Origin of the sequence: Collinsella sp. LCP19S3_H3 (assembly GCF_052119145.1) — a bacterium.
Classification (GTDB): domain Bacteria; phylum Actinomycetota; class Coriobacteriia; order Coriobacteriales; family Coriobacteriaceae; genus Collinsella.
The window spans coordinates 1-24,936 of sequence record NZ_JBQKFW010000001.1 but is presented as its reverse complement, the minus strand read 5'-3'; the positions used below and the strand labels follow the sequence as shown (position 1 = coordinate 24,936).

The window sequence follows — 24,936 nt, the reverse complement described above, 5'->3', positions numbered from 1 at the left end:
GACACCATGCCTCAGACTTACACTTTCGCCTCGTGGAACGTCAACGGTCTGCGCGCCGTGCTCAAAAAGGACCCGAGCTTTATCCAGATCGCACAGGAGCTCAATGTCGATATCCTGGCGCTGCAAGAGACCAAGCTGCAGGAGGGCCAGGCCGATATCGACCTGCCCGGTTATCACCAAACCTGGAGCTACGCCGAGCGTAAAGGCTATTCGGGCACTGCGGTCTTTAGCCGCCAGGAACCGCTGCGCGTGCTGCGCGCCGATGCGCTGCTGCCTTACGCCGGCGAGGGCGCGGCAGCCGAGCTCGTGGCGCAGGCCGCGACCGAGGGCCGCGTCTGCGCGCTCGAGTTCGACAAGTTTTGGTTTGTGGACGTCTATACGCCCAACGCCCAAAATGAGCTCGCGCGCATCGATGTGCGCATGGCCTGGGACGATGCCTATCGCGGCTTTTTGGCGGGACTCGAGCGCGAGACCGGCAAGCCCGTGGTGACCTGCGGCGACTTTAACGTCGCGCACGAGGAGATCGACCTTAAGAACCCCAAGTCCAACCGCGGCAACGCAGGCTTTTCGGACGAGGAGCGCGGTAAGTTTACCGAGCTGCTCGACGCCGGGTTTACCGATACCTGGCGCGCGGCAAATCCCGACGTCGAGGGCGTCTACAGCTGGTGGAGCTACCGCTTTAATGCCCGCAAGAACAACGCGGGCTGGCGCATCGACTACTTCCTGGTGAGCGACGCCATCGCCGGCAACGTGCGCGACACCGGCATCCGCGGCGACATCTTTGGCAGCGACCACTGCCCCGTCACCCTCACCCTAGAGCTCTAGCCCCAGTCGACCCCTCGGGGACGAAGCAAAACGGATCATTTTCACCTCGCGAGGGAATCCACACGGCACACCCGCCACGAAACTGCCCCATCTGCTACGTTTAAGCCACTACCCTCAACCACAGCGAACAACGCAAAAAGAAAACCGCAGGTAGAAAGCCTGCGGTTTTTCATAAAACGCGGTCATGGTCGGGGGTATCAAGCTAAACGTAGTAGATGGGCTAGTTTCGTGGCAAGCGCCGTCAACTGATTCCCTGGGGACGTCTGGGGGTGGAAGAAAGCAGATCGATTTGGCTCTCTGAGGGCCACGACGCCCGTCATATCAGCCGGCCATTTTAAAACTATGCCGGTTTACGGGGCTGAATCGCAAATCCCCAACCAAACGCAATTCAAGCAAAATAAAACCGCAGGTAGACGGATCGTCTATTTTCGGAAAAAGCCGGTATGGTCTGCCTGTGCCAATCTAGCCCCGTAAACCGGCATAGTTTTAAAATGGCACTTCGACAGTATTGATTCTCGCCCCGGCGCAACCGCCACTACAGCCCGTATTTCACGACGACACGGTTAATGCGACGACACCAAGGTTTGTAGAGAGCGGCCAAGAACACGCAGGTCGCAAGGCCGTGTGTGATATCGAACGGTACCGCCGTGGCAAGACGCGCCACGGCGCCCGCCCACGTGAGCGGTTGCACAAAACCAATGATGTCGTAGGCGTTAATCACGGCGCCATAGAGCAGGCCCGACGCAAAGCCGTACGCCATCAGCGCCGGCATGCGCACGGTTCCATCGGCACGGTCGAACGCACCCGCATGCGCCAGCGCGCCGCCAACATAGCCGACCAGACCCCAGGCATACATCTGCCACGGTGTCCACATGCCCTGCCCAAAAAAGAAATTGCTGGTCAGCACCGCCAGTGCACCGACCATAAAGCCGTTACGACGACCGAGCGTCGTCCCGGCGATAATGGCGATGGCGCTCACGGGTTTAAAGTCGGGAATGGGGCCAAACAAGATACGCCCCGCCGCGGCCAACGCCGCCAGAACCAGCGTGGGCATAATCTGGCGTAGGCCCGGTCGCGACGCCTCGTAGCCCGCAAAGAACAGCGCGAGCACCAGCGCCACCACGATAAGCATGGCAGGCGCCGCCTGCTCAACGCCTGCTAGCAACGCCGCGGCCATTACCGCTGGCACCGCCAGCAGCAGTGGGATCTCCAGTTTTGCGAGTAGGCGCAAGACGCGATAATCCGCCATCCCATCACGCCCTATAAAACACATTGTCGGCAAAAAAGTCGGCGGGCGGCTCCATGCAGGCAATCTCACCGTCGAACATCATGGCAATGTCATCGGCAACCTGCTCGGCAAAATCCAGATCGTGCGTTGCCATGATGACGGTACCGCCAGCCTCCGCATGGTCGCGCAGGGCGCGGGCGATGATGCGACGGCTGGCCAGGTCCAGACCCTTGGTGGGCTCATCGAGCAATAGCAGCTCGGGGCCGATCAACAGCAGCTTTGCCAACGCAAGCAGCTGGCGCTGCCCGCCCGAAAGATCGTACGGATGGCGCCCATCCAAGCCGGACAATCCCAGACTCGTCGCGCGCTCTCGCGCCATAGCCTCGTCATATCCGCAGGTCGAAGCCCATTCCATCAGCTCCTCGCGCACCGTCTCGGCAACCAGCAGCGCCTTGGGATTCTGAGGCAGCAATGCCGCCGAGGCCGCCCCACGCTCCATATGCCCACGCTGCAACTTAACCGTCTTGGCCAGCACCGAAAGCATTGTCGACTTACCGCAGCCGTTACCGCCCACAACAGCATGCACCGCGCCTGCCGAAAACGACGCATCGAGCCCGCGCAGCACCCAGCCGGACGCTCGATCGTAGCGAAACCAGCCCCCTGCCAGGGTGGTAGCCGACCCAGCGTGCATTTTTGGGAGTATTCGGCATCCACCGGCGCACGATGGCGCCCCCGAGTCGTCTTGCGACAGGATTTGCACCTCAAATTCAGCCGATTTATCCGATTTCGGTCTTTTTTTTGCGCCCGGAGCGCCCACGCGCGGGCCCAAATAGCCCGGCCGGCCACTGGCGCTGCTGAAAACTCCGTTTTTTGCACGCCACGAGCCACCCCACCCTGGCACCTCGCCAGAAAACAGCTCTTCGCGATGCCCCAAGGAGGCGATGTCAGCGACCTCGCATACGCGCCCGCCCTCAATCCGATACGCGCACGTCGCGTATTCAAGCATCGGGCGCGGCTGGTGCGTTGCCACAACAACCGTGCAGCCCAGCTCGCGATTCACGCGAAACAGCGCATGCAGAAAATTTTTCTCGGCAACGGGATCCAGTTGGGACGTGGGCTCGTCGAGCAGCAGCACGCGAGGGCGCAACGCCAGCACGGCTGCCAGCGACAGCAGCTGCTTGCGTCCGCCCGAAAGCGTATCGGTATCGCGGTGGAGCCAATCCTCCACCCCAAAGAAATAACTGGTCTCGGCCACGCGACGGCGCATCTCGTCGCGCGACATGCCTAAGTTTTCCAGGCCAAACGCCATCTCGTGCCACACGGTTTCGCACACAATCTGGTTCTCGGGGTCCTGAAACACATAGCCCACGCGCTCCGCGGACGCGCGAACGTCCATGTCGGCAACGCTTTCGCCCAGCATGCGCAGCTCGCCGGAGCATTCGCCCGCCGGCGAAACCTCGGGCTTGAGCAACGAGAGTAATGTCGACTTGCCCGACCCGGTACCACCGACAAGCAACGCAAACGTCCCTTGGGGAACACGCCAATCGAGCTCCTCGAACACCGGCACTTCGGCCCCGGGGTAGGCAAAGCGCAGGCCCCGCACTTCAATCGCCGGTATATCCGAGCCGCACACCGCGTCCGCCATGATGCTCCCGTCCAACCGAGCCATCAGCCAAACCTCTTCTCGTCAATCGCATGCACCACGCAGGGCAGCGCCATCCAGGTCGCGTATACAACATAGCCAGGCCACGGCGCTGGCACCGAAAGCTGCGGGTAAAACGAATACTGCATCGTCGCGGTCCACGCCACTGCCGCCGTGGCCACGCCAAACAGCGCAAGCCCAACCAGCGCGGCAACGTCGCCGCGCGCCAGCCGATACCGCGCGTACGTCGTGCGACGCGCCGCGGCGCCCCACCCACGGGAGCGCATGGCGTCCGCACGCTCCAGCGAATCTTCCATGCCCCAGCCCATCAACACGCTCGATGCCCGTAGGCGCGAACGCACGGGGTCGGCCGGCGCGCGGCCCGGCACATCAATCGCATCCTGCACCGCCAGCACCGTGCGACCGCGACGCAAAAACTGCGGGATAAGCCGCATACACATCGAGATCATGAGCGCGATCACCGGCGCGGTGTTACCCAAAAGCGCAAGCACCCTGTCGTAGCTAAGCATGGACGCCGCGGCCTCAAACCACAGCACGCTCGCCACAAACAGCCCGCCCATGCACAGGCCGTATACCATGCTCTCCAGATACACCGCACGCATGCCAATACGGAACAGTTCCGTCGAGCCCGAAGCGCTAAATAACGGGTTGAGCACCGCGATAATCAAAATCACCGGCAGCTGCCAGCGAAGCGCCCCCAACGTGCGTGCGACGCCGCGCGTCGCAAACCCATACGCCAGCCCGCCCGCAAGCGACAGCGCAAGCAGCACCGGTTGCATCGAGAACATGGTGAGCCCCAGCGTCAGCACCATGTAGAGCGCCGGCACCGCCGGATGCGACATCGAGAATGCCGCGACGGGTTCGTTGCCCGATTCCTCTCGCATGATATCCACGGACACCCCCATCCCCTCGCTCAAACGCCAACGCCGCAGTGCCGCCGCCATGCACAACCAGCGCAAACGTCACGCCGGCGGCACCGACATCAGCCGCCATGCGCCAATCGTTACGCGCTCATCATATGCCTGCGGTATCATATTGCGCCGTGTATCGTTTCCAAACTCACGTGTCTATAACGTAACAGGAGATCACATGGACGCAACCGCAATTATCCTCGCCGCCGGCGAGGGCACCCGCATGAAGTCGAACCACTGCAAGGTTTCGCACAAGATCCTGGGCAAGCCCATGGTCCAGTGGATCGTCGACGCCACCATCAAGGCCGGCTGCAGCCGCGTCGTGGTCGTCATCGGCAGCCACGCCGACGAGATGCGCGCCCTTATCGACGGCGCCTACGCCAACAGCACCACCAAGGTCGAGTGCGTCGAACAGACCGAGCGCCTGGGCACCGGCCACGCCGTAAAGGTCGCGCTCGAGGCATGCGGCATCATGCAAGGCCCCGTCGTCGTGCTCAACGGCGACCTGCCGCTCATCACCGCCGACACCGTCGCCAAGTTCGCGAAGACCGTCGCCGGCGGCGAGCTCGCCTGCACCGTCATGACCATGACCCCGCCCGATCCCTTTGGCTACGGCCGCATCAAGCTGGGCGCCGACGGCCAGATCGAGCGCATCATCGAGCAGAAGGACTGCACGCCCGAGCAGGCCGCCACGTTGCTCGAGTGCAACGCCGGCTGCTACGCCTTCGACGGCGCGCAGCTCGCCGCCCACATCAGCGAGATCGGCAACGACAACGCCCAGTCCGAGTACTACCTGCCCGACATGCTCGAGATTCTCAAGGGCCACGGCCAGGCAGTCTCCATCTTCCACTGCGACGACTACCGCGACGGCCTGGGCGTCAACAGCCGGATCCAGCTCGCGCAACTCACCGCTATCGCGCGCGACCGCATCAACGAGCACTGGATGGCCGAGGGCGTTACCTTCATCGACCCCACGCAGGCCTGGATCGGCCCCGACGCCGTCATCGGCCGCGACACCGTCGTGTGGCCGCAGACGCACCTGATCGGCCACGTCACCGTGGGTGAGGAGTGCCAGCTCGGCCCCAACAGCCGCCTCACCGACACCACCGTTGGCAGCGGCTGCACCATCGATGAGACCATCGCCATCGAGGCTGTCATCGAGAACGGCGTCGACTGCGGCCCGCGCGCCTACCTGCGCCCGGGCACCCACATGCTCGATGGCTCCAAGGCCGGCACACACGTGGAGATCAAGAAGTCCACGATCGGCGAGGGCTCCAAGGTGCCGCACCTGTCCTACATCGGCGACACCACCATGGGTTCCGGCGTCAACGTGGGCGCGGGCTCCATCACCTGCAACTACGACGGCGTGCACAAGCACAAGACCGTCATCGGCAAGGATGCCTTCATCGGTTCCGATACCATGATGGTCGCGCCCGCCCAGATCGGCGACGGCGCGCTCGTGGCCGCCGGCTCCGTCATCACCGAGCCGGTCCCGGCTGACGCACTCGGCCTGGGCCGCGCCCGTCAGGTAAATATTGAGGGCTGGGCCGCCGATTATCGCCGCCGTCTGCACGAGGACGACGAGGTATAACGTTTTACCAAGCATCTAAGGAGCTGTTCCCATGGGGATGGCTCCTTTTTCTATGCTGACCTGCGCGACCGGATGAGTGGTCGGTTCGTGTCCGTTGACGGTAAAGACGTTATCAAGACCCGATAAACCCCGCCGCGCGGTTACAATGCAACAAGGCATCTATATGGCATTCGATATATAAAGGAGAAGGGTAATGCCGATTAATGATCCCGAGAAGTCGGAGAATATGCGCAAGTCCATCCGCGTGTATTCCGGTTCCTCCAACCGTCCCCTCGCTCAGAAGATCGCTGAGTACCTTGGGGTCGAGCTTTCGGGCCTTACACTAAAGCAGTTCGCCAACGGTGAGATTTACGCCCGCTACGACGAGACCGTCCGCGGCGCCGACGTCTTCCTGATTCAGTCCGTGGCCGGCGGCAACGTCAACGACATGCTCATGGAGCTGCTCATCGCCACCGACGCTGCCAAGCGCGCATCCGCCCGCTCCATCACCGCCGTCATCACCCACTACGGCTATGCCCGCCAGGACCGCAAGGCCGGCCCGCGCGAGCCCATCACCGCCCGCCTCGTCGCCAACCTGCTCGAGCGCGCTGGCGTCAACCGCATCATCACCCTCGACCTGCATCAGGGCCAGATTCAGGGCTTCTTCGATATCCCGGTTAACCACCTGTCTGCACTGCCGCTGTTTGGCCAGTACTACAACGACATGCACTTCGACACCGACAACCTGGTTGTCGTCTCCCCCGACGTGGGTCGCGCCAAAGCTGCCAAGAAGCTCTCCGACATGCTCGGCTGCAGCCTCGCCATCGCCCACAAGGGCCGTCCGCGCCACAACGCCGCCGAGGTCATGGGCATCATCGGTGACATCAAGGGCAAGACCTGCATCATCAATGACGACATGATCGACACCGCTGGCACCCTGTGCGCCAACGTCAAGGAGCTCAAGGCCATGGGTGCCGGCGACATCTACGTGTGCGCCACCCACGGCATCTTCTCGGGCCCGGCCATCGAGCGCCTGAACGACGCCCCCATCGTCGAGTGCCTCGTCACCGATGCCATCCCCGTCGAGGTTGGCGGCAAGATCAAGACTATCTCGGTCGCCGAGGAGTTCGCCGAGGCCATCTCTGCCGTTTACCACGAGGAGCCCGTCTCCACGCTCGTCGGCGGCGACTTCGCGCTGTAATCCAGCGCGCAGCGCATCATCTTTGGTGTTTTTAAAGGGTCGGAGGCTCGCTTCCGACCCTTTTTTCTGCCCCTCGACAACCCGCCTTGGACAGTTAGTTCAGATTTGTATTAATGTGGCATTCGTTTGGGCCATTTAATGCGTCGAAAACTCTCTTGCCGGCATAATTCCGCTCGATTCCTCCACCTATGGATCTCTTCACCATGCCATTGGCCCCATTTTGCCCACCGAGTCCCTCAACAACGGCAATACACCCCGGTCGCCTTGTACAAATCTGAACTAACTGTCCAGCACCCATCTCAGTAGATGCCTCCAAGGCCAACCCATCACTCCATTCTCCACTTTTCCAAGGCATTCCGTATGATGTCGTTACCGCCCGCGGCGCGCGACGCCCCTTTGAGCGAAAAGAACGGCACGGCCATATCATTTCGCCAACGGCTTAGTACCTTATAGCTATGACAACCGTAATTTCACACCTCTCCGCCCTCCGCGCAATTCGCCGCGCTCGACGGGCGTACTCCGCCCTTCCCTGGGACGCCATCGATGACGAGCAACAGACACAAGCCCTCGTAGGTTGCGTTCCGAACAAGGACGCCATAGACTTTGCGGCCCTTGCAATACTTGACGCCTGGAGCGAAGACGACTCCGAGCGTCTAGACCTCTTTGTTGCAAGCGGCAGCAACAGACGGCCCGACGGACGGCTCCTCCAGCACACCATCACCGCCCCTCTCCCCCAGGGCGCGATCATGCACATCGAAGCCGACATCTACGCAACGTCTCCCGCCATGACGGCCATGCTTTGTTCCAAAAATGAATCGGTTGCCAAAACCTTGATGCTTCTCATGGAACTGCTCGGGACCTACTCACTTCCGCCCGAAGCAACTTACCCCATCGCCTACGACGACACGTGGCCCGAGGCCAACAGCTTCGAAACGATGGACGACCTCGATTGCCAGGGCGATCAACCGACACCCGAAAAGCAATCCGAAACCCGCTACGAACAGGCACACTACAAATGCGAGCCCGCCACAACCATCGAAGAGCTCGAGGCGGTCGCACGGTTTGCCAAAAGTAGTTCCTACGCCTCGTTTCGCACAGCTATCAAACTCGCCCGGGCCGGATCCGCATCCCCAGCGGAATCATTGATGTTCGCCGTCCTGGGCGCACCCATGCGCTTTGGCGGATTCGGGTGTTGCAGCCTGCCCATGGGAGGCCTGCTGCTCAACTATCGAGTCGATTTCGACACCCTTGCGATCAACATGTCCTCGGGCATCCCTTACGCCATCTGCGACTTATATTGTCCAGCCGCCGGAGTCGACAACGAATACAACGGAATTGGACATGAGCTTCAAAACGCTCGCATCCACGATGGCAATCGCAACAATGGCCTTAAGGCCATGGGTATCCACGTCCTGGTTATCAATCGCGACCAAATGAAGGACCTTGTTGCACTCGAAGCCTTCGCCCAGACGATGCATCGACTTGCGGGAGTTCGATTCCGCTACCGCATCAAGGGTTATCGCAAGCGTCAGGCCGCCTGGCTCAACACCCTGCGGGCCGGAATCGGCCTCGCGCCGGTCTAAAAGACTTTTACCCAGTGTTACCGAGCATGGCTGGACAGTTAGTTCAGATTTGTATAAACAGACGGCTAATGTCGAGATGGTTTGCCGCCATCCCGGCGCCAATCACCTCATTTGAAGACTCAAAAGATCTGAAATAGCACAAATTGTGCTCCCCAAAGCGCCGTGACAGTTCCGTGGCCCCGATTTTGGCAGTCAAAGATCTCTTGGTTTATACAAATCTGAACTAACTGTCCATCCCGGCTTCCGACGACTGTCCAAACGCCCTCATGCAGCCTCAATCACCCTCCATTTGACAGCAGCAACGGGGTCGCTCACCATAGCAGGCGACAAATCGATGAAAGGAAGCACATGGCAGCTGCACAGCCGCTTAAGATTCGCATGGTTGCCGGACTTGGCAACCCTGGCGATGAGTATGCCGAGACCCGCCACAACGCAGGCTTTAAGGCGATCGACGAGCTGGCGCGTCAGGCCGGCGTCACGTACTGGAAAAACCAGGCCGGCGCCGAGGTCGCGCTCATCAACATCAACGATCCAGAGGAAGAGGGCGGCAAGCGCCAGATTGTGCTGGTCAAGCCGCAGTCGTACATGAACACCTCGGGCGGCCCCATCTCCAAGCTTTGCCGCGAGTACAAAATCAAGGCCGAAGAGCTGCTCGTAATCCACGATGAGCTCGACATTCCCGCCGGCGACGTGCGCGTCAAGGTGGGCGGCGGCCACGCCGGCCACAACGGCCTGCGTTCCATCATCGACAAGATGGGCAGCCGCGACTTTAGCCGCATCCGCACCGGCATCGGCAACCCTCCCGGCAAGATGGCTGTCGCCGACTACGTGCTCAAGCAGCTGCGCGCCCGCGAGGCCGAGGACTTCCAGGACACCTGCGCCCGCGCCGCCGACGCCGCCGGCCTGGCGATTGTGCACGGCGTAATCTATGCCCGCGACCACGTCAACGGCTCCGCCTCTGCCAACGGCAAGCACTAAAACCTACCAAAAAGGGATGTTTATTTTGGCAGGTTTTATATGCGAAAACGCCGCAGCTGCCGCATCGCAATAAACCCTGTGCCGCCATACATACCCAACGCCCTAAAAGGGGTCGGCCTCACCGATGTGCAAGGCCGGCCCCTTTTGTCGTTTTATCTGATAAAACCCGCCAAAATAAACCTGTCTCTTTGTGCTAGATCACTTTTCCCGCCTGCCAAAGATACACGCAAGCAACATGTCCATGAGGGTATAATTTGCACCGTATGTCTGCACAACGCCTGTGCGCGTACGGTTTTATTCGGGCTGCCGTCCATTTCCGTGGAGGCACGGTTCGGTTGCCCTAACAAGAGAGGGGTTCTATGTATAAGATCCTGGAGAAGACGCAGTTCTCGGAGAAGGTGTTCAAGTTCCGCATCGAGGCGCCTGCAATCGCCAAGCATGCGCACGCTGGACAGTTCCTCATGGTTCGCGCCAACGAGACGGGCGAGCGTGTCCCGTTTACCCTGGCCGGCTGGAACGGTGACGAGGGCTGGGTCGAGTTCATCTTCATGGTGATCGGCAAGACCACCGAGATGCTTTCCACCTACGAGGCCGGCGAGTCGCTGCGCGACGTCGTGGGCCCGCTGGGCGTTCCCACCGAGATGGCCGAGGGCCCCTGCGCCGTCATTGGCGGCGGCGTCGGCCTGGCAATTGCCTTCCCGGTCGCCAAGCACCTGGTCGAGACCGGCCACGAGGTGCACGCCATCATGGGCGCTCGCACCAAGGACCTCCTGCTCATGGAGGACCAGTTCCGCGAGCTCCTCGACGAGGACCACATCCACATCACCACCGACGACGGCTCCTACGGCGAGCAGGGCGTTGTCACCGCTCCGCTGGAGCGCCTGCTGCAGGACAAGGCCGTGAGCCAGGTCTTCTGCGTCGGCCCCGTTCCGATGATGAAGTTCTCGACCCTCACCGCCCAGAAGTACGACACCCCCATCACCGCGTCGCTCAACCCCATCATGGTTGACGGCACCGGTATGTGCGGCTGCTGCCGCGTCGAGGTGGGCGGCGTGACCAAGTTCGCTTGCGTCGACGGCCCCGACTTCGATGCCACCCTGGTCGACTGGGATGACCTTCGTGCCCGCCAGGCCGCTTACCGTTCCGAAGAGGGCGAGTCCCTCAAGGCCTATGAGGAAAAGAGCTGCGCATGCCACTAGTTAACGGTCGTTTCGTTGCCGATATGAAGTCGCCCCGCACCCCCGATAACGAGGAGCCGGCTGCCGAGCGCGCCTGCGACTTCCGCCCCGTCGACAAGGGCTTCACCGAGGAGATGGCGCTGGCCGAGGCCGAGCGCTGCCTCAACTGCAAGAAGCCGTTCTGCGTCGAGGGCTGCCCCGTCAACATCAACATCCCCCGCTTTATCGAGCAAATCCGCGAGAAGGACTTCGGCGGCGCCCTCGATACCATCCGCGAGGACTCCATGCTTCCCGCCATCTGCGGCCGCGTCTGCCCGCAGGAGAACCAGTGTGAGGGCAAGTGCATCCGTGGTAAGAAGTCCGAGCCCGTGGCCATCGGCCAGCTCGAGCGCTTCCTGGGTGACCGCCCCGAGCTCGCTTCCACGCCCAAGATGGCTCCCAAGAACGGCAAGAAGGTCGCCGTCGTCGGCTCCGGCCCGTCCGGCATCACCTGCGCCGGCGAGCTCGCCCGTAACGGCTTTGACGTCACCGTCTTTGAGGCCTTCTTCACCGGCGGCGGCGTGCTGGTCTATGGCATCCCCGAGTTCCGTCTGCCCAAGGCAGTCGTCAAGCGCGAGATTGACGGTCTGGAGGACATGGGCGTCAAGTTTGAGTACAACTCCGTCGTGGGCAACATGGCCACGGCCGATGAGCTGTTCGAGCAGGGCTTCGACGCCATCTACGTGGCGACCGGCGCTGGCCTGCCCAAGTTCCTCAACGTCCCCGGCGAGAACCTGCCCAACGTCTTCTTCGCTAACGAGTACCTCACCCGCGTGAACCTGATGAAGGCCAACAAGTTCCCCGAGTACGACACCCCCACCAAGCATGGCAAGAACGTCGTCGTCTTTGGCGGCGGCAACGTGGCTATGGACGCCGTCCGTACCGCCAAGCGCCTGGGCGCCGAGCACGCCATCATCGCCTACCGTCGTACCGAGGACGAGATGCCCTGCCGCCGCGCCGAGCTGCACCATGCCAAGGCCGAAGGCGTCGAGGTTCTGCCGCTCGTCTCCCCGCTCGAGTTTGTCGCTGGCGAGGACGGCTCCGTGTGCTCCGTCAAGGTCCAGAAGATGGAGCTCGGCGAGCCCGACGAGTCCGGCCGTCGTCGCCCGGTGCCCATCGAGGGCGCCATCGAGGAGATCCCCTGCGACGTCGCGATCTCGGCTATCGGTACCAACGCCAACCCCTTCGCTGCCAAGATCGGCGGCAAGATGGAGCTCAACAAGTGGGGCTACATCGTCGCCGACGAGGAGACCGGCCAGACCACCGATCCCCGCATCTGGGCCGGCGGCGACATCGTCACCGGTGCCGCTACGGTCATTCTGGCGATGGGCGCCGGCAAGAAGGCCGCCGCTTCCATCACCAAGAGCCTGCTGGGTGAGTAATCACCTACAGCGCTAGCCACCAAACGGCAAAGTCCCCGTCGGGCACACGCCCGGCGGGGACTTTTTCTATGCCAGCCGCCCGATCACCATAAAGGTGCCTGTCCCCTTTGTGATGGCTTTTGGTCGGCTAGCCTTCGAGCTGCGCCACCTTGTAGCGGTAGGCAGCGGCTATGACGTCTTTGCAGCCCTCGCGGCCCAGCTTGGCGCGGTTGACGACGATATCCTTGCCACTCGTCATCTTCCACTTTCCGGCGCTGTAGCGCTTATAGAACGCCTCGCGTGCCTTCTGCTGCTGCTTGACCAGCTTGGCGCCCTTCTTTTTGTTGAGCCCACGCTTCTTGCGCACGATCTCGACGCGGTCCTCAAAGGGTGCGGTCACCAACACGGCAATGTGATTGGGGTTGTTACGCAGCAGGTAATCGGACAGGCGGCCTTCGATAATGCAGCTCTCGGTCTCGCCCAGGTCCAAAATCACCTGACTCATCTTTTGGAACAACTTGTCCGAGTACGAACGCGCATCGTAGCGGTCGGGCAGAAACGCCATGTTCTCCACGGCCAGACGCTCGTCATAGGCGGCCATCTTATCGAGCGACTCACCCGCGCGCATCGACGCACGCACCAGCAGCTCGTTATCGTACAGCGGAATTCCCAACTCGTTGGCAAGCATGCGGCCAATCTCGTGGCCCTCGGCGCCAAAGTCGCGCGCGATGGTAATGACCACAGGATTCTTCTTGTTCTCCAGATCGCTCATCGCGATTCCTTTCTCTATGTGACAAAGGGACAGTCCCTTTGTCACATTCATTTTGCCCCCACCTTCGTCCTGGTTTCCCAAGTGCGGCAGATTGCCCCGAAAGAGGAGCGCCGCGTACTAAATGTACGCAAGCGACGATTGAGGAGCAAGGTGCCGTGCTTGGGGAAGCAGGACTATGCGGCCACAATGCGACGTTGATATGCCCTCACCAGCAGCGAGATACCAAAGTTGAGCACAAAGTACATCGCAAACACCAGGCCGTAGAGCATAAGCACCTGCGACAGGTCGATCGCGTGGGCCATCACGACGTTTGCCGTGTACATGAGCTCGGCCACGTTAATGCCCGAAAGATACGAGCTGTCCTTGATGACGGTCGTGCACTGGCTAAACAGCGCCGGAATGATCGTCTTAAACGTCTGCGGCAGAATGATGTAGCGCATGGTGGCAAAGAAGCCAAAGCCCTGGCTCTGCGCCGCCTCAAACTGGCCGCGCGGAATCGAGTTGAGGCCGCCGCGCACAATCTCGGCCATAACGGCGCTGGTAAACAGCGTAAAGGCGATGGTCGAAATCACAATGTCCAAACCCTGCACCGTAAAGTAGATAAACAGGATCCACAGCAAGTTTGGCGTGCAACGGAACAGCTCGATATAGGCGCTCACCAAAATACGGAATGGACGGGGCGCGTAGCTTTTAACGAGCGCCAGCACCGTGCCAAAGATGAGCGAGAAAAAGATCGACAGCGCCGAGATCTCGATCGTCTTAACAAAGCCGCCCCAAATGTAGAGCAGGTTGGTCGCGTTGAAGATTTCCATGCGCTAGGCCTCCTCTACGTTGTCGAGCCCCAGCTCGGCCAGGCTCACGCCGCGCGGGCGCTCCTTGGAGCGGCGCTCGAGCCACTGCACCAGCATGGCGAGCGGAAAGCAGATGATGAAATACATAAGGCAGCAGACGATGTATCCCTGCAGGTAACCGTACAGACTCACAAAGTTGTCGGAACGGTACATAAGGTCGCCGCCGGCCACAAGCGCCAGCGCCGACGTGTTTTTGACCAGGTTGAGTGCCTGGTTACACAGCGGCGGCAGAATGATCTTGAACGTCTGGGGCAGCACGATGTAGCAGTATGCCTGCGCACGGGTGAAGCCCTGGCTCTGGGCCGCCTCCATCTGGCCACGCGGAACGGCCTCGATACCGGTACGGATGACCTCCGAAATGTAGGCAGCGTGATACAGGCCCACGCCCAAGAAGCCCAGCACAAACGGCGCGATACGCACCGGCTGGTCGGCACCGGTTATGGCCTGCAAAAACTGCGGACCGGCCATGTACATAAAGAGCACCTGCACGGGCAGCGGGGTGTTCTGGTAAAACTCCACGTACACGCGGCTTATGGCGCGCAGAACGCGAGAACGAGTGGTAGAGAACACGCCAAGCAGCGTGCCCAACACCAGCGACAGCAGCAGGCCGGCAACGACCACCTGCATCGTCACGCCAAAGCCCTCCCAGAAGGGCCCCATGTTTTGGAATGTCGTCGACCAGCGGTCGGCGTCAAACAATCCTTCGAGCATTTGATTCCTTCCTTGGACGATGCGCCTATACAAGACCCCAGGTCTTGACCTCTTGGTCGAGCCAGCCGTCGGCCAGGCGATCGCATATCACCTGATCGACCACGGCCGAAAGATCGCAGCCCTTCTTGGTCGCCACGCCGTAGCCCTGCTCGCCAAACTTGACCTCGGGTTGCAGCAGCTCAACGGTCTCGTTCATGTAACCGGCCAGCGTGGAGCGGTCCATGGCAAAGACGTCGATGTTGCCGGCATCGAGCGAACTCTTGATGATGGGGTAGCCGCTAAAGGCCCTAAACTCGGGCTCGCAGCTAAAGCCGTTGTCCTTGATCATCTGCTCGATCAGGCCCTGCGTGGTGGCACCCTGGCTCACGCCAATGACCTTGCCGTCCAGGTCCTCAATCGAGGTAAAGCCCGAACGCTTCTTGACCATGAGTCCCACGTAGTCGGTGCGGTACGGCGTCGAGAAATCCCAGCTCTTCTTGCGCTCGTCGGTGATGGTGTAGGTCGCCGCGACCACGTCGAGCTGGCCGTTATCGATCAGCGGGCCGCGCGTCTTGGGCGTTACGTCGGTAAACTCGACAAGCTCCTGGGCACGGGCCTCCTTGTAGCTCACGCCAAAGACGGCAGCGGCGATCTGGTAGCACAAATCGACCTCCATGCCCTCAAAGCGGCCCTTGGCGGTGTCGTAATAGCCGTAGCCAGGAACGTCCTTCTTAACGCCGGCATTCAGATGGCCACGCGACTTGATGGCCGCAAGCTTAGACCCCTTGTCGGAGTCCTCGCCGCCGGTGGAGTTGCCGCAACCGGTAAGCGCGGTCCCCGTCAGCGCGAGCATACCGGCGCCCGCCAGCTGCAAAAAGTGGCGGCGCGACACGGCCGCCCTCGTCATATCCGTCATATCCATCACCGCGCCTAGTGCAGAATCTTGGACAGAAACTCGCGGCAGCGCGGGTTCTCGGGGTTATCGAAGAAGTGCTCGGGCGTGCCCTCCTCCAGGATGCGGCCGTCCTCCATAAAGATGACGCGGTCGGCCACCTGGCGCGCAAAGCCCATCTCGTGCGTCACGCAGATCATGGTGATATCCTCCTGCGCGAGCTCGATCATAACGTCCAGGACTTCCTGGACCATCTCGGGGTCGAGTGCCGAGGTCGGCTCGTCAAACAGGATGATGGGCTGCTTGGTGCACAGGGCACGGGCAATGGCGATGCGCTGCTGCTGACCGCCCGAGAGGTTCTGCGGGTACTCGCCGGCCTTATGCGCCATGCCGACGCGCTTGAGCGCGGCGATGGCGATCTCGGTCGCCTCCTCCTTACTCTTCTTTTGCAGCTTGATGGGCGCGAGCGTCAGGTTGCCCAGCACCGTCATGTTGGGATATAGGTTGAACTGCTGAAACACCATGGAGCTGTACTTGCGAGCCATCTCCAGATGATTCTTCTTGGTGAGCGGCGTACCGTCGATGATGACCTCGCCCGACGTGGGCTCCTCCAGATAATCGACGCAACGGATGAGCGTGGACTTGCCCGAGCCGGAAGGCCCGATCATTACGAGCTTCTCGCCGCGCTTGACGGTGAGGTTGATATCTTTGAGCACATGCAGGTCGCCAAAGTACTTGTTGAGATGCTTGATCTCGATCATGTCTGCCATGAATATCCCTTCCCTGCGCTTACACGAATTGCTCTATTTTACGGAAAGAACCACGTTTCCGCAGCCCACACTACATTCCCGTAAAGAACCCGCAACCTTCCACCCACTCATTGGGGACAGACTTAAATGAGTACCCAATGAGTGCCCAATGACCAGCCAAGGGAGGCGCCCTTCATCGGCCAACAAAAAAGGGGCGCGACCGCAATGGTCACGCCCCTCAACACCAACTATGTACCGCTCGACCCTACACGAGTTTGCCGCCGACGATCTTTGCCGCGGCCGGCTTATCGAAGTTGCCGCCGGTGGCCTTGCCGAGCGCCCCCATAACCTGGCCCATCTGCTTCTTGGACGTGGCGCCCAGCTCGGCGATGACCTGCTCAATCAGCGCCTCGAGCTCCTCGCCCGAAACCTGGGCGGGCAGCAGGCTCTCCAGAATCTTGACCTGCTCGGTCAGGTTGTCGGTACGATCTTGATCGGTACCGGCCTTGATGGACATCTCCAACGTCTCGCTTGTCTGCTTAATCAGGCGCTTGATCATGCTGTTGACGTCTTCCTCGGTCACGTCGCGGCGCTCGTTGACCTCGATGTTCTTAACCTCGGCCTTGACCTGGCGAATGATAGACAGGCGAACCTTGTCCTTGGCCTTCATGGCGGCAATCATTTCCTGCTGCAGCTCTTCGTTGGTCATCTGCAAATCCTCCTCAATAACATGGGCGGCACTCGCACGAGCACCGCCCCTTGATTACTCAGTCGTCGACGAATCGTCGGTCGAGCTCTTGGTGACGCCCTTCAGGCTCACGTTATAGGGCACGTCCTTGGGCATGGGGTTGACGGTAATGTCGGCATCCTTCGTGTACTTCTCCAGCCACTCGTTGTATGCCGTGCCCGATGCCTGGGTCTTCACCACATTGGAAACGTACTTCTTAATAGCCTTGGGCACCTGATTGATGTCATCGACCTGGCCATCGACATGGAAGTAGTCGGTGCACTTGATGATGTGGTAGCCATACGTCGACTCGACCACGTCGCTCACATCGCCCTTGTTAAGGCCCTCGAGCGCCGTCTGGTAGCTGTCGACAAAGGTGGTGAGCTTATCCCAGCCCACGTCACCCTTCTTCTCCTTGGAACCGGTGTCGTCGGAATACTGCTTCACGGCATCCTCAAAGCTCAGCTCGCCGGAGTTGATCTTATCCAGGCACTCCTGCGCCTTGGCCTTGGCGGCGGCCTTGTCCTCGTCGGAAGCGTCGGAATCAACCTTGATCAGGATGTTCGACGAGCGGCGGGCATCGTTGTAGTTAGACAGGTTCTCGTTAATGTAATCGACAATCTCGCTGTCCTTGGGCTTGCTGGTGGGAGCAACGGCATCCTTAAGCTTCTGCTGCGCCAGGCTCTCCTTGAGCGAATCCTTGTAGGTGTCCTCGGTATAGCCGTAGGTCTTAAGGGTCTCCTTAAAGGTCTTGGCGCCGCCCGCGCTCTTGCAGGCGTCCTTCCAAGCCTTCTCTACTTCCTCGTCCGAAACCGTCACGCCGTTCTCCTTCTGCGCCTGCTGGAGCAGAATCTGCTGCGTATAGGAATCGATGAGCTGTTTGCGGTACTTCTTGGGCGTCAGGTCGTTATTGACCAGGTACTGCGCCCAATCCTTGTCCTTGGTATAGCCGTAGGACGTGCGCATGCTCATGATCTGCTTGGTCACGGTGTCCTCGGTGAGGTTGGTGCCGTTGATAGTAGCAGCCACGCCGCCGGTCAGTTTGTAACCCGAGTTATTGTTCTCGGTCTGCGACATCAAACCGGAGCACGCCATGGCCGAGACGGAAAGCAGCATCGCCAGCACGCCGATAACCACCAGGACGATCTTGACGGTCTTAGACACGTACGTCTTGCGCTGCTTCTTGCGAGAGCTGGAGGCGGCGCGGGCCTGCTGCTCGGGCGTCGGCGCGGCCTCGGAGTTCTTTTTCTTATTTGCCATAGTTGGCCTTTCGCATCACGAATCGAACAAACGTCATTGTGTCACAACGCAGCTCCGCGGCACACCTGGTGCATGGGAGACAGGTCAATCTGCACCATTTTGGTGCAAAGGGGACAGCTCCGACAGCTGGGGACGCTCCTTTTCTGCCGGCAGTTAGGGACAGCCCCCAAATGCCGGCCCTAGAAGTGGCGGCGGATGGCGTCGACCATGCCCTGGGATGAGGTCTGACCGAGCACGTCGGCTGCGGCGTCAGCATCCATAAAGATATTCATAAGCGCTTGCAGGGCCTCGACCTGGCCGCCCGGCTCGGCAATACCCAGATTGATGATGATCTGCGCCGGCACGGGGGCACCCATGCCCGCCATAGCATTGAACGTCACGGGCGCGGAGGGCTTCATCACCGCGATATAGGGCTTAGCCACAAACCCCGGATCGGTATGCGGAATGGCAATATTGGCCGCCGGCATGGCGAGGCCCGTGGGATAGATGTCCTCGCGCGTACGGACGGCATCGAGCCAGCCGGACGCAATGTAGCCGTGCGGAGCAAGCTCGCCCTCGAGTCGCGCAAACACCTCATCCGGCGTCGCGCACTCCCAATCAAAAAACACCAGCTCAGGCGCGAATAGCATCTCGGCGTTATCCGCCATACCGTCCTCCAAAGTTGCATGAGGTTCACAATGCCCCATATGATAGCGAAACCAGACAGGCAAGGTTAGCCGAGGATCCCAATCATCTCGAGTGCGCGGGCAGGCGTCAAGCACACCTCGGGCATCGCCTCCAGCATGCGCCGGTCGCTCGTGACCACGTAGTCAACATCTGCCGTCTCGCCCGAAGCGATGATGAGGTTGTCTTCGAGATCCGGCATGCGCTTGCCAAGCATGCGCGCCATCTCGCACTCTGCCAACGAAAGCGGAGAGGCAGTTGCCACCTGCATCATATGCTCGATGCAGGCCCATGACGCCGAGGCAAACGACATGTTAATCCCATTCGCATTCCGCCGGGCCAGACGCCGAGGCAGGATATAGAACACATCCTTTGCCGTCGTGGGCGTGTACAGAAGGTCAATCTTTCCCGCCTCGGCCAGTTCAACTAATCTCTTCGCTTCGTCGAACGCCCCCTCTTGCAGGTAATAATCGAGCCAAACGTTCGTATCTACCAAGAGATGCTTTGCCTCGATCATCGACAATTCGCCTCAATATCGGCAATCATCGTGTCATACATATCATCTCGTACGGCGTCCCAGTCTTCCGCAGATGATCCAACTGGCGCAAAATCCGAAGCACTTAGCCCCAGCGATGAAAAAGCTAGGCCACACCCCTGCTCAGCCAGGCTCTCCGCGCGGGGTGCCTCGCGCTTATCCGTCACCATAAATCCCGGCAACGCTTGATGCTCGACAAGATAGGCCCAAAGCGCACGAACGGCATCGCTCGGCCCCAATCCATTGCGTGTCAGGACCGCATCGCCACCAGCCTTGAGCATAGGATCGATTCGTGTGTTGAGCTGCACCGTTGCTGTACCCATAGCGGCTCCTCTCTACTTGATAGCAGTATAGCAAACATAAAAGGCCACGCAAAAGGGCCCCGCCCACACACAGACGAGGCCCTATCGGATTTCTTGGAATGGGAATGGTGCCCGTCACGTTATCCAGAGCCCAAAATCAAAGAGGTATTAAGCTGATTGGGGCACATGTGATTCCATATGCCCCAATCAGCTTTTTGATAGTTAAGTCACAACAGCGCTTCGTCATTAACAAACACAAGCTGTCTCATTTTCCCACTTCTGACCTTTAGGCCCAATACGGAATATACCTTCGATATTTGGCACCCGCATCCTCGTCCTCTTCCTTTATCAATGCCTCTTCTAGGCACTCTCTGATTAGACGAGACATCGCCACCGTGTTTTTCTTTTCATCGGAAAGTCCGAAACGTTCTCGCAACGACTGATTGCTCATCGACTCGCCTTGGGCGTACAAAAGACAAGCATGCCAGTACACAGCATTTTTTCGTTCGCTTTTTTTCATTCGAGTATATGGGCAATCGCAATAGAGCGTCACGAGCGTTCCCAGCCCGCCCTCACTCTTGATGACCGGTGAAGGCATACCCGCCTTTTCAAGTGAATCGACAATTAAATCCCAGCCCGTACCGCCTTCTTCGCAAAGATCCATTTGGCGCATGAGGCACGCCATCATCGAATTGCGCGTTTTCGGCTGCGCGTTGAGCACGCGTTCTGCCGGAATAAGGGTTGTCCCGGGATTGGAAAACTCAATGCGATTGTCGTAAATCGCAACAAGAGGCCCCGCCGTGTTGTCAGCAATGTCTTGATGGATCACGGCATTTGATAGTAGTTCGCGAATCGCCCTTTGGGGGTAGGCCGTCTGGATGCGTCGAAATGCACCATCCAACGTCTCAACAGCCGGAATCATCGACATGATCAATTGCTCAGCCTGCGGAAGCGCTAAAGCGTAACCCTTATCGATTTCAGTATCACCAACAATGTCAAAGCTGCCTTTTCCCGCATATCGCACAATTCGCAGCATGCGTTTTCTGAGCTCCGGATAGCGAGAGAGCCTCTTTCCCACCAGAAGCACCCCCAGCCGCGTCATGCTATAACGGCCGTTGTCTTGGCGATGAATCAACTCTTGCTCACAGAGAGCAAGAGTCACTCCGTCCAGATTGACGGGCCTCCTCAATCTGCACAGCTCAAAATATGCATCAATATCCAGGATCTCGGCGACCTCTTGAGATGTCAGATCTCTCCCAACTACAGCAAGCTCCGCGTTCCCCGCCTGCAAGCGACGCCAGAGCTCCGCCTCTCGCGCGCTACCGGGAAGCAGTTCTGCCGTCGAAGATCCCTCTCGGATGTAAGCGGTCTTATCAAAATAGACCGGCTGAGCGTTCGCGGCGTGCACTTTCAACACCACAAAGCGCTTTGTCTCATGATCAATAACCGCAAACTCGTAATTCGCATTGTTTGAGAGCGCAATCTTGAGCCACATCAGAAGCTCTTGGTTTCCCTTGCCCTTTGCGTGATATGGGCTGAACTGGGTGCCCACGAGCTCATGAGTATCGTCACTCACGCCCCAGATCTTATAGGCATATGCACGGCCGCAGTAAGCTGCAGCATTAGCAAGCGCCGAGATGTCACGCCCCGTTCTAACGGGGTCGCTATTACCCTCTTTAAACTCAAGCCACTCGGTTTCATCGGGATAGCCGATAAGTGAATAAATCAGCTCCATGCCATCTGCTTCACCCATTGAGCCTGCCTCCTTGTGCCCATTTTGATAACAAGATGTTAAATAGATGATAAATAGAATTGTGCGCAATTTGAAGCTGAAGGCAAAGTTTTCTGATCGTTTTCCCAGATAATCTCAATGCCGGAAGCTTTGTTCTCTGCGAAAGAGTCGACTACTGTAATTGACAGGCAAGAAGAGATGCCCCGGTGTCAAAAGAAACTCAAACAGCAGGGAATGTAATTAAACCAGCAACTATCGCCAAGTAAATGGGCGTTGTCCTTATCCAGCATCATGTCCTTCGAACAAATCGGGCGGCAGCGGCACAGCAACGATAATCACAGCTGGCAAATAGTGGCGTAGCGGTACTCCATTTTTATGTATTTCTGAAATTTCCGAAAAAGCCAGAATCTCATTAGCATTTGATAATGCCCTCCCCCAATGGCATATCTTATTCTTGGTTAGCATTTGTTAACGATATGTGCCCGTTGGAGCGATTCTGTGTCCCTAGATCCGAATTTTTTCTGTCAGTACGTCCCGTGCGACAACCAAAACCTATTAACCGAGCTAGTAGCAATGGCTTCAATCCAGCAATTTCAAAAAAGGGAAATTATCCTTGAAATGGGTACCCAACAAAAATGGTTTTACTTTTTAAAACAGGGGGTAGCCTGTTCGTATTCTCTACAAAGCGATGGTTCGGAAATCACTGACTGCATAATGGCGGAGCCGGGCATGCCTGTAATGCCTAGCCCCGAGTTTGACATTCCATCCCCGACTTATATTGAAGCTTTAACAGACTGCACGCTCGTTCTTCTTGAGATAAGCGATGTTCAAAATAAAGCCCAATATAATCCAGGACTTGCAACTCTCATTAACCGATATCTATCAAGGGCTTGGCACGATCATTATAAAACCGAATCCGCGCTTAGGCTGCTACCAGCTCGTGACCGCTACAAATGGTTTCTCGAGGAGTATCCGGGGGTTATCGACAGGGTCCCCCATTCGCGCATCTCATCATTTTTGGGCATGTCACCAATTACGCTTTCACGCGTAAGGGCAAGCATATAGCAACGAGACGCTATTTCCTTTTACGTTTAATCTCAACGGTTATTGCTGAGCCGCATTCAGGACAAAAGTTGATCTCTCTACTGTATGCAACCCTACACTTCTTGCAATAACTCCATATGTCGCCAATATCAATAGGACTAGCGCAATTTGTACAGAATTGAACATCTATCTCGTTTTTAGTGCCGCAGCATTCACACTCGATTTCATCGCAGCAATTGGGACGTTTTTCCATCGGAGGGACCGTGTGGGGATGACGCCTAGGTATCAAATCTTCAATTTGGACATAGCAGAGGCGCTGACTCTCCTTGATGTCTATCAGCACGTCAGTTCGCTGCTCAATACTCGACCGTATTTCATCTTCACCTTCGCTTTTAATGATATCGTCGCATAATGCATCCACTAGAACCTGATAGTCATCTTCAAGTCGATCGCGTCGAAAATGTTGGTGTAAGGTTGACGCCCTAGCGCCCGTTTAACGAAGAACGGCCTTCGTCCTAGAATCTGAAATCACCACAACAACAGGTTCTAGGAAAGGACGAAGACCGCTATGGAAATCTTATCAGACCCGACGCCGGACATGCTCGCAATGCCCCGTTTCGACGACGGCGCCATCGATATGCAGGAGCTGCTTCGCAGACTCGCCGAGCAGGTCGTGAACGCCGTGATGGACGCCGAGGCCGACCAGCTCTGCGGTGGCGGGGCGAACAGCCGAAACGGCTACCGCGAGAGGTCGCTCGCCACCTGCGTCGGCACGCTGACGCTGCGCATCCCCAAGCTGCGCTCCGGCAGCTTCTTCCCGGAGGACGTGCTCGAGCGCCACCGGCGCGTCGACCGCGCCCTCGTTGCCGCCGTCGCCGAGATGTACGCCACGGGCACGAGCACCCGCAAGGTGCAGAGGGTGGCCGAGAAGATGGGCGTCTCCAGGCTCTCGAAGGACCAGGTGAGCGCAATCGCCTCGAGCCTGGACGCAGACATCGAGGATCTGTGCGGAAGGCCGCTCGACGGCTCGCCGGTGCCCTACGTCTGGCTCGACGCGACCTACGTCAAGTGCCGCCGCGAGGGGCGCGTCGCCTCCACCGCCGTGGTCACCGCCATCGGCTGCGATGCGGGCGGCTGGAGGCGCGTCCTTGGTGTCGACGTGGTTGACACCGAGTCTTACGACTCGTGGCTCGCCTTCCTGCGGGCTATCCGCTCGCGCGGGGCGGCGGGCGTGCGGCTCGTCGTCTCGGACGCCCACCCGGGGCTCGTCCGGGCGCTCGGCGAGGTCTTCCAGGGCGCCGCGTGGCAGCGCTGCGCGGTCCACTGTTAGCGCTAATCTAAAATTGACCACTTTCGCAAACGCATCTCGCCGAATGCGCTAACGCGCTTTCGCCGACCCCGCTAACGTACTTTCACCAACTGCGCTAACGGAACTATGCTCCGATCGGGTATCCGACCCGGGAGGAGCGGGATATGGAGCGAAACGTAATGGGAGAACTGAACGTCTACAGGTGGTCCGGCGCGAAGCCGAACTTCAGCGAGATCGCGAGGAGGCACGGCATGGACCGGCACACGGTCGCCAAGTACTGGCGGGAGGGCGAGTCCGCCGCCGACGGGAGGTCCGCGAGGGGCAGCGCCTTCGACCCGCTCGAGGAGGTGATCCGCGCGAAGGCCCAGCTGCCCGGGATGACCAAGATGGCCGTGTACGCGTTCCTGCGCGAGGGCCGCGGGGAGGGGCTGCCCGGGTACGGCGCCTTCACCGCGTGGTGCCGGGCCCGCGACGTGCCCTTCGGGGGCGCGGGCGGCCGCGAGCCGCACCCGCGGTTCGAGACGCCCCCGGGCAGGCAGCTGCAGTTCGACTGGAAGGAGGACATGAGGCTCGTCGACTCGGAGGGCGAGGTCTTCGAGTTCAGCGTGTTCACCGCGACGCTCGGCTACTCCCGGAAGCACCGCTTCATACCGGTCAGGAGCCGCACGCTCGACGACCTGCCGTCCTGCCTGCTCGCCACCTTCACCCGCCTCGGCGGCGTCCCGGAGGAGTGCATCACGGACAACATGTCGTGCCTGGTGATGTTAATGCCAATATAAAAAGGGCCAGTTACACCAACGTAAAAATCCAATAGCACCAAGATAGATGTGCCAACAGCGCCAACGCATTTTGCCCAACCGCGCCAACGAAGGT

The 24,936-nt window shown here is 59.4% G+C and carries 24 protein-coding genes and 1 pseudogene; 10 read left to right on the top strand and 15 right to left on the bottom strand.

Annotation, left to right across the window (positions count from 1 at the left end):
* Window positions 1–6: 6 nt before the first annotated feature.
* Window positions 7–825: an exodeoxyribonuclease III gene (locus tag ACTQZF_RS00125; RefSeq protein ID WP_154516667.1), complete on the top strand. Its 819-nt coding sequence runs from the start codon at window positions 7–9 to the stop codon at window positions 823–825.
* A gap of 535 nt (window positions 826–1,360) precedes the next feature.
* On the opposite strand, the gene ACTQZF_RS00120 is transcribed toward ACTQZF_RS00125, so the two are convergent.
* From ACTQZF_RS00120 to ACTQZF_RS00110, 3 genes are read right to left on the bottom strand one after another with little or no spacing between them, the layout of a single operon-like run.
* On the bottom strand, window positions 1,361–2,074 hold the full coding sequence (locus tag ACTQZF_RS00120; RefSeq protein WP_441554198.1) for a DUF6580 family putative transport protein: 714 nt from the start codon (window positions 2,072–2,074) through the stop codon (window positions 1,361–1,363).
* A gap of 4 nt (window positions 2,075–2,078) precedes the next feature.
* Window positions 2,079–3,698, bottom strand: a complete 1,620-nt coding sequence (locus ACTQZF_RS00115) for an ABC transporter ATP-binding protein (protein ID WP_441554197.1) — start codon at window positions 3,696–3,698, stop codon at window positions 2,079–2,081.
* A gap of 23 nt (window positions 3,699–3,721) precedes the next feature.
* On the bottom strand, window positions 3,722–4,600 hold the full coding sequence (locus ACTQZF_RS00110) for an energy-coupling factor transporter transmembrane component T family protein (RefSeq protein WP_427718158.1): 879 nt from the start codon (window positions 4,598–4,600) through the stop codon (window positions 3,722–3,724).
* A gap of 205 nt (window positions 4,601–4,805) precedes the next feature.
* Between ACTQZF_RS00110 and glmU the strand changes: the two genes are divergently transcribed.
* The 6 genes from glmU to gltA all read left to right on the top strand — a co-directional run bounded on the left by glmU (window position 4,806) and on the right by gltA (window position 12,558).
* The gene (gene glmU, locus ACTQZF_RS00105) at window positions 4,806–6,218 is read left to right on the top strand and encodes a bifunctional UDP-N-acetylglucosamine diphosphorylase/glucosamine-1-phosphate N-acetyltransferase GlmU (RefSeq protein ID WP_441554196.1); all 1,413 of its coding nucleotides are present in this window, start codon (window positions 4,806–4,808) and stop codon (window positions 6,216–6,218) included.
* A 193-nt stretch (window positions 6,219–6,411) separates the two neighbouring features.
* Window positions 6,412–7,398: a ribose-phosphate diphosphokinase gene (locus tag ACTQZF_RS00100; RefSeq protein WP_154516678.1), complete on the top strand. Its 987-nt coding sequence runs from the start codon at window positions 6,412–6,414 to the stop codon at window positions 7,396–7,398.
* A gap of 455 nt (window positions 7,399–7,853) precedes the next feature.
* Window positions 7,854–8,981 carry a hypothetical protein gene (locus ACTQZF_RS00095; RefSeq protein ID WP_441554195.1) on the top strand — a complete coding sequence of 376 codons (1,128 nt, stop codon included), beginning with the start codon at window positions 7,854–7,856 and terminating at the stop codon, window positions 8,979–8,981.
* 348 nt (window positions 8,982–9,329) lie between these two features.
* Window positions 9,330–9,959 (top strand): aminoacyl-tRNA hydrolase, encoded by a 630-nt coding sequence (gene pth, locus ACTQZF_RS00090; RefSeq protein ID WP_427717993.1) that lies wholly within the window; start codon window positions 9,330–9,332, stop codon window positions 9,957–9,959.
* Window positions 9,960–10,318: 359 nt separating this feature from the next.
* On the top strand, window positions 10,319–11,158 hold the full coding sequence (locus ACTQZF_RS00085) for a sulfide/dihydroorotate dehydrogenase-like FAD/NAD-binding protein (RefSeq protein ID WP_006235793.1): 840 nt from the start codon (window positions 10,319–10,321) through the stop codon (window positions 11,156–11,158).
* The gene (gene gltA / locus ACTQZF_RS00080; protein WP_441554194.1) at window positions 11,149–12,558 is read left to right on the top strand and encodes an NADPH-dependent glutamate synthase; all 1,410 of its coding nucleotides are present in this window, start codon (window positions 11,149–11,151) and stop codon (window positions 12,556–12,558) included. Before ACTQZF_RS00085 ends, gltA begins: the two co-directional genes overlap by 10 nt.
* Window positions 12,559–12,685: 127 nt before the next feature.
* Here gltA and ACTQZF_RS00075 read toward each other — a convergent pair whose 3' ends face one another.
* The 11 genes from ACTQZF_RS00075 to ACTQZF_RS00025 form a co-directional block, all read right to left on the bottom strand.
* Complete coding sequence (locus ACTQZF_RS00075; protein WP_427717988.1) at window positions 12,686–13,309, bottom strand: AAA family ATPase; 624 nt, start codon at window positions 13,307–13,309, stop codon at window positions 12,686–12,688.
* A 173-nt stretch (window positions 13,310–13,482) separates the two neighbouring features.
* Window positions 13,483–14,121, bottom strand: coding sequence for an amino acid ABC transporter permease (locus tag ACTQZF_RS00070; protein ID WP_055285379.1), 639 nt, complete (start codon window positions 14,119–14,121; stop codon window positions 13,483–13,485).
* A gap of 3 nt (window positions 14,122–14,124) precedes the next feature.
* Window positions 14,125–14,871, bottom strand: coding sequence for an amino acid ABC transporter permease (locus ACTQZF_RS00065; protein WP_441554193.1), 747 nt, complete (start codon window positions 14,869–14,871; stop codon window positions 14,125–14,127).
* A gap of 25 nt (window positions 14,872–14,896) precedes the next feature.
* Window positions 14,897–15,772: a transporter substrate-binding domain-containing protein gene (locus ACTQZF_RS00060; RefSeq protein ID WP_441538476.1), complete on the bottom strand. Its 876-nt coding sequence runs from the start codon at window positions 15,770–15,772 to the stop codon at window positions 14,897–14,899.
* An 8-nt stretch (window positions 15,773–15,780) separates the two neighbouring features.
* Window positions 15,781–16,512, bottom strand: coding sequence for an amino acid ABC transporter ATP-binding protein (locus ACTQZF_RS00055; protein WP_055251548.1), 732 nt, complete (start codon window positions 16,510–16,512; stop codon window positions 15,781–15,783).
* A 244-nt stretch (window positions 16,513–16,756) separates the two neighbouring features.
* Entirely contained in the window at window positions 16,757–17,200 is a 444-nt protein-coding gene (locus ACTQZF_RS00050) for a GatB/YqeY domain-containing protein (RefSeq protein ID WP_427717979.1), read from the bottom strand.
* A 54-nt stretch (window positions 17,201–17,254) separates the two neighbouring features.
* A complete protein-coding gene (locus tag ACTQZF_RS00045) occupies window positions 17,255–18,478 on the bottom strand; it encodes a peptidylprolyl isomerase (protein ID WP_441554192.1) in 1,224 nt (407 codons plus the stop codon).
* A gap of 179 nt (window positions 18,479–18,657) precedes the next feature.
* On the bottom strand, window positions 18,658–19,125 hold the full coding sequence (locus tag ACTQZF_RS00040) for a PTS sugar transporter subunit IIA (protein ID WP_441015250.1): 468 nt from the start codon (window positions 19,123–19,125) through the stop codon (window positions 18,658–18,660).
* 65 nt (window positions 19,126–19,190) lie between these two features.
* Entirely contained in the window at window positions 19,191–19,658 is a 468-nt protein-coding gene (locus ACTQZF_RS00035; RefSeq protein WP_229770654.1) for a PIN domain-containing protein, read from the bottom strand.
* Window positions 19,655–19,999, bottom strand: coding sequence for a type II toxin-antitoxin system RelB/DinJ family antitoxin (locus ACTQZF_RS00030; protein ID WP_441554191.1), 345 nt, complete (start codon window positions 19,997–19,999; stop codon window positions 19,655–19,657). Before ACTQZF_RS00030 ends, ACTQZF_RS00035 begins: the two co-directional genes overlap by 4 nt.
* 265 nt (window positions 20,000–20,264) lie before the next feature.
* Window positions 20,265–21,731 (bottom strand): ATP-binding protein, encoded by a 1,467-nt coding sequence (locus ACTQZF_RS00025; protein ID WP_441554190.1) that lies wholly within the window; start codon window positions 21,729–21,731, stop codon window positions 20,265–20,267.
* A 552-nt stretch (window positions 21,732–22,283) separates the two neighbouring features.
* On the opposite strand from ACTQZF_RS00025, the gene ACTQZF_RS00020 reads away from it, so the two are divergent.
* Window positions 22,284–22,775 (top strand): Crp/Fnr family transcriptional regulator, encoded by a 492-nt coding sequence (locus ACTQZF_RS00020; RefSeq protein WP_441554189.1) that lies wholly within the window; start codon window positions 22,284–22,286, stop codon window positions 22,773–22,775.
* Window positions 22,776–22,785: 10 nt separating this feature from the next.
* On the opposite strand, the gene ACTQZF_RS00015 is transcribed toward ACTQZF_RS00020, so the two are convergent.
* Complete coding sequence (locus ACTQZF_RS00015) at window positions 22,786–23,007, bottom strand: double zinc ribbon domain-containing protein (protein ID WP_441055828.1); 222 nt, start codon at window positions 23,005–23,007, stop codon at window positions 22,786–22,788.
* A 315-nt stretch (window positions 23,008–23,322) separates the two neighbouring features.
* Here ACTQZF_RS00015 and ACTQZF_RS00010 point away from each other — a divergent pair.
* Window positions 23,323–24,078, top strand: a pseudogene (locus ACTQZF_RS00010) (IS256 family transposase); the annotation flags it as partial.
* A 149-nt stretch (window positions 24,079–24,227) separates the two neighbouring features.
* Entirely contained in the window at window positions 24,228–24,842 is a 615-nt protein-coding gene (locus tag ACTQZF_RS00005; protein WP_441554188.1) for a hypothetical protein, read from the top strand.
* Window positions 24,843–24,936: the final 94 nt, after the last annotated feature.

What these genes read in the sequence shown, in the direction of transcription:
- ACTQZF_RS00020 (WP_441554189.1), top strand. Translation starts at nt 22,284, where the DNA reads ATGGCTTCAATCCAGCAATTTCAAAAAAGGGAAATTATCCTTGAAATG.
- pth (WP_427717993.1), top strand. Translation starts at nt 9,330, where the DNA reads ATGGCAGCTGCACAGCCGCTTAAGATTCGCATGGTTGCCGGACTTGGC.
- ACTQZF_RS00120 (WP_441554198.1), bottom strand. Translation starts at nt 2,074, where the DNA reads ATGGCGGATTATCGCGTCTTGCGCCTACTCGCAAAACTGGAGATCCCA.
- ACTQZF_RS00065 (WP_441554193.1), bottom strand. Translation starts at nt 14,871, where the DNA reads ATGCTCGAAGGATTGTTTGACGCCGACCGCTGGTCGACGACATTCCAA.
- ACTQZF_RS00025 (WP_441554190.1), bottom strand. Translation starts at nt 21,731, where the DNA reads ATGGGTGAAGCAGATGGCATGGAGCTGATTTATTCACTTATCGGCTAT.
- gltA (WP_441554194.1), top strand. Translation starts at nt 11,149, where the DNA reads ATGCCACTAGTTAACGGTCGTTTCGTTGCCGATATGAAGTCGCCCCGC.
- ACTQZF_RS00015 (WP_441055828.1), bottom strand. Translation starts at nt 23,007, where the DNA reads ATGGAAAAACGTCCCAATTGCTGCGATGAAATCGAGTGTGAATGCTGC.
- ACTQZF_RS00040 (WP_441015250.1), bottom strand. Translation starts at nt 19,125, where the DNA reads ATGGCGGATAACGCCGAGATGCTATTCGCGCCTGAGCTGGTGTTTTTT.
- ACTQZF_RS00070 (WP_055285379.1), bottom strand. Translation starts at nt 14,121, where the DNA reads ATGGAAATCTTCAACGCGACCAACCTGCTCTACATTTGGGGCGGCTTT.
- ACTQZF_RS00035 (WP_229770654.1), bottom strand. Translation starts at nt 19,658, where the DNA reads ATGATCGAGGCAAAGCATCTCTTGGTAGATACGAACGTTTGGCTCGAT.
- ACTQZF_RS00045 (WP_441554192.1), bottom strand. Translation starts at nt 18,478, where the DNA reads ATGGCAAATAAGAAAAAGAACTCCGAGGCCGCGCCGACGCCCGAGCAG.
- ACTQZF_RS00030 (WP_441554191.1), bottom strand. Translation starts at nt 19,999, where the DNA reads ATGGGTACAGCAACGGTGCAGCTCAACACACGAATCGATCCTATGCTC.
- ACTQZF_RS00075 (WP_427717988.1), bottom strand. Translation starts at nt 13,309, where the DNA reads ATGAGCGATCTGGAGAACAAGAAGAATCCTGTGGTCATTACCATCGCG.
- ACTQZF_RS00110 (WP_427718158.1), bottom strand. Translation starts at nt 4,600, where the DNA reads ATGCGAGAGGAATCGGGCAACGAACCCGTCGCGGCATTCTCGATGTCG.
- ACTQZF_RS00100 (WP_154516678.1), top strand. Translation starts at nt 6,412, where the DNA reads ATGCCGATTAATGATCCCGAGAAGTCGGAGAATATGCGCAAGTCCATC.
- ACTQZF_RS00095 (WP_441554195.1), top strand. Translation starts at nt 7,854, where the DNA reads ATGACAACCGTAATTTCACACCTCTCCGCCCTCCGCGCAATTCGCCGC.
- glmU (WP_441554196.1), top strand. Translation starts at nt 4,806, where the DNA reads ATGGACGCAACCGCAATTATCCTCGCCGCCGGCGAGGGCACCCGCATG.
- ACTQZF_RS00050 (WP_427717979.1), bottom strand. Translation starts at nt 17,200, where the DNA reads ATGACCAACGAAGAGCTGCAGCAGGAAATGATTGCCGCCATGAAGGCC.
- ACTQZF_RS00060 (WP_441538476.1), bottom strand. Translation starts at nt 15,772, where the DNA reads ATGGATATGACGGATATGACGAGGGCGGCCGTGTCGCGCCGCCACTTT.
- ACTQZF_RS00005 (WP_441554188.1), top strand. Translation starts at nt 24,228, where the DNA reads ATGGAGCGAAACGTAATGGGAGAACTGAACGTCTACAGGTGGTCCGGC.
- ACTQZF_RS00115 (WP_441554197.1), bottom strand. Translation starts at nt 3,698, where the DNA reads ATGGCGGACGCGGTGTGCGGCTCGGATATACCGGCGATTGAAGTGCGG.
- ACTQZF_RS00055 (WP_055251548.1), bottom strand. Translation starts at nt 16,512, where the DNA reads ATGGCAGACATGATCGAGATCAAGCATCTCAACAAGTACTTTGGCGAC.
- ACTQZF_RS00085 (WP_006235793.1), top strand. Translation starts at nt 10,319, where the DNA reads ATGTATAAGATCCTGGAGAAGACGCAGTTCTCGGAGAAGGTGTTCAAG.
- ACTQZF_RS00125 (WP_154516667.1), top strand. Translation starts at nt 7, where the DNA reads ATGCCTCAGACTTACACTTTCGCCTCGTGGAACGTCAACGGTCTGCGC.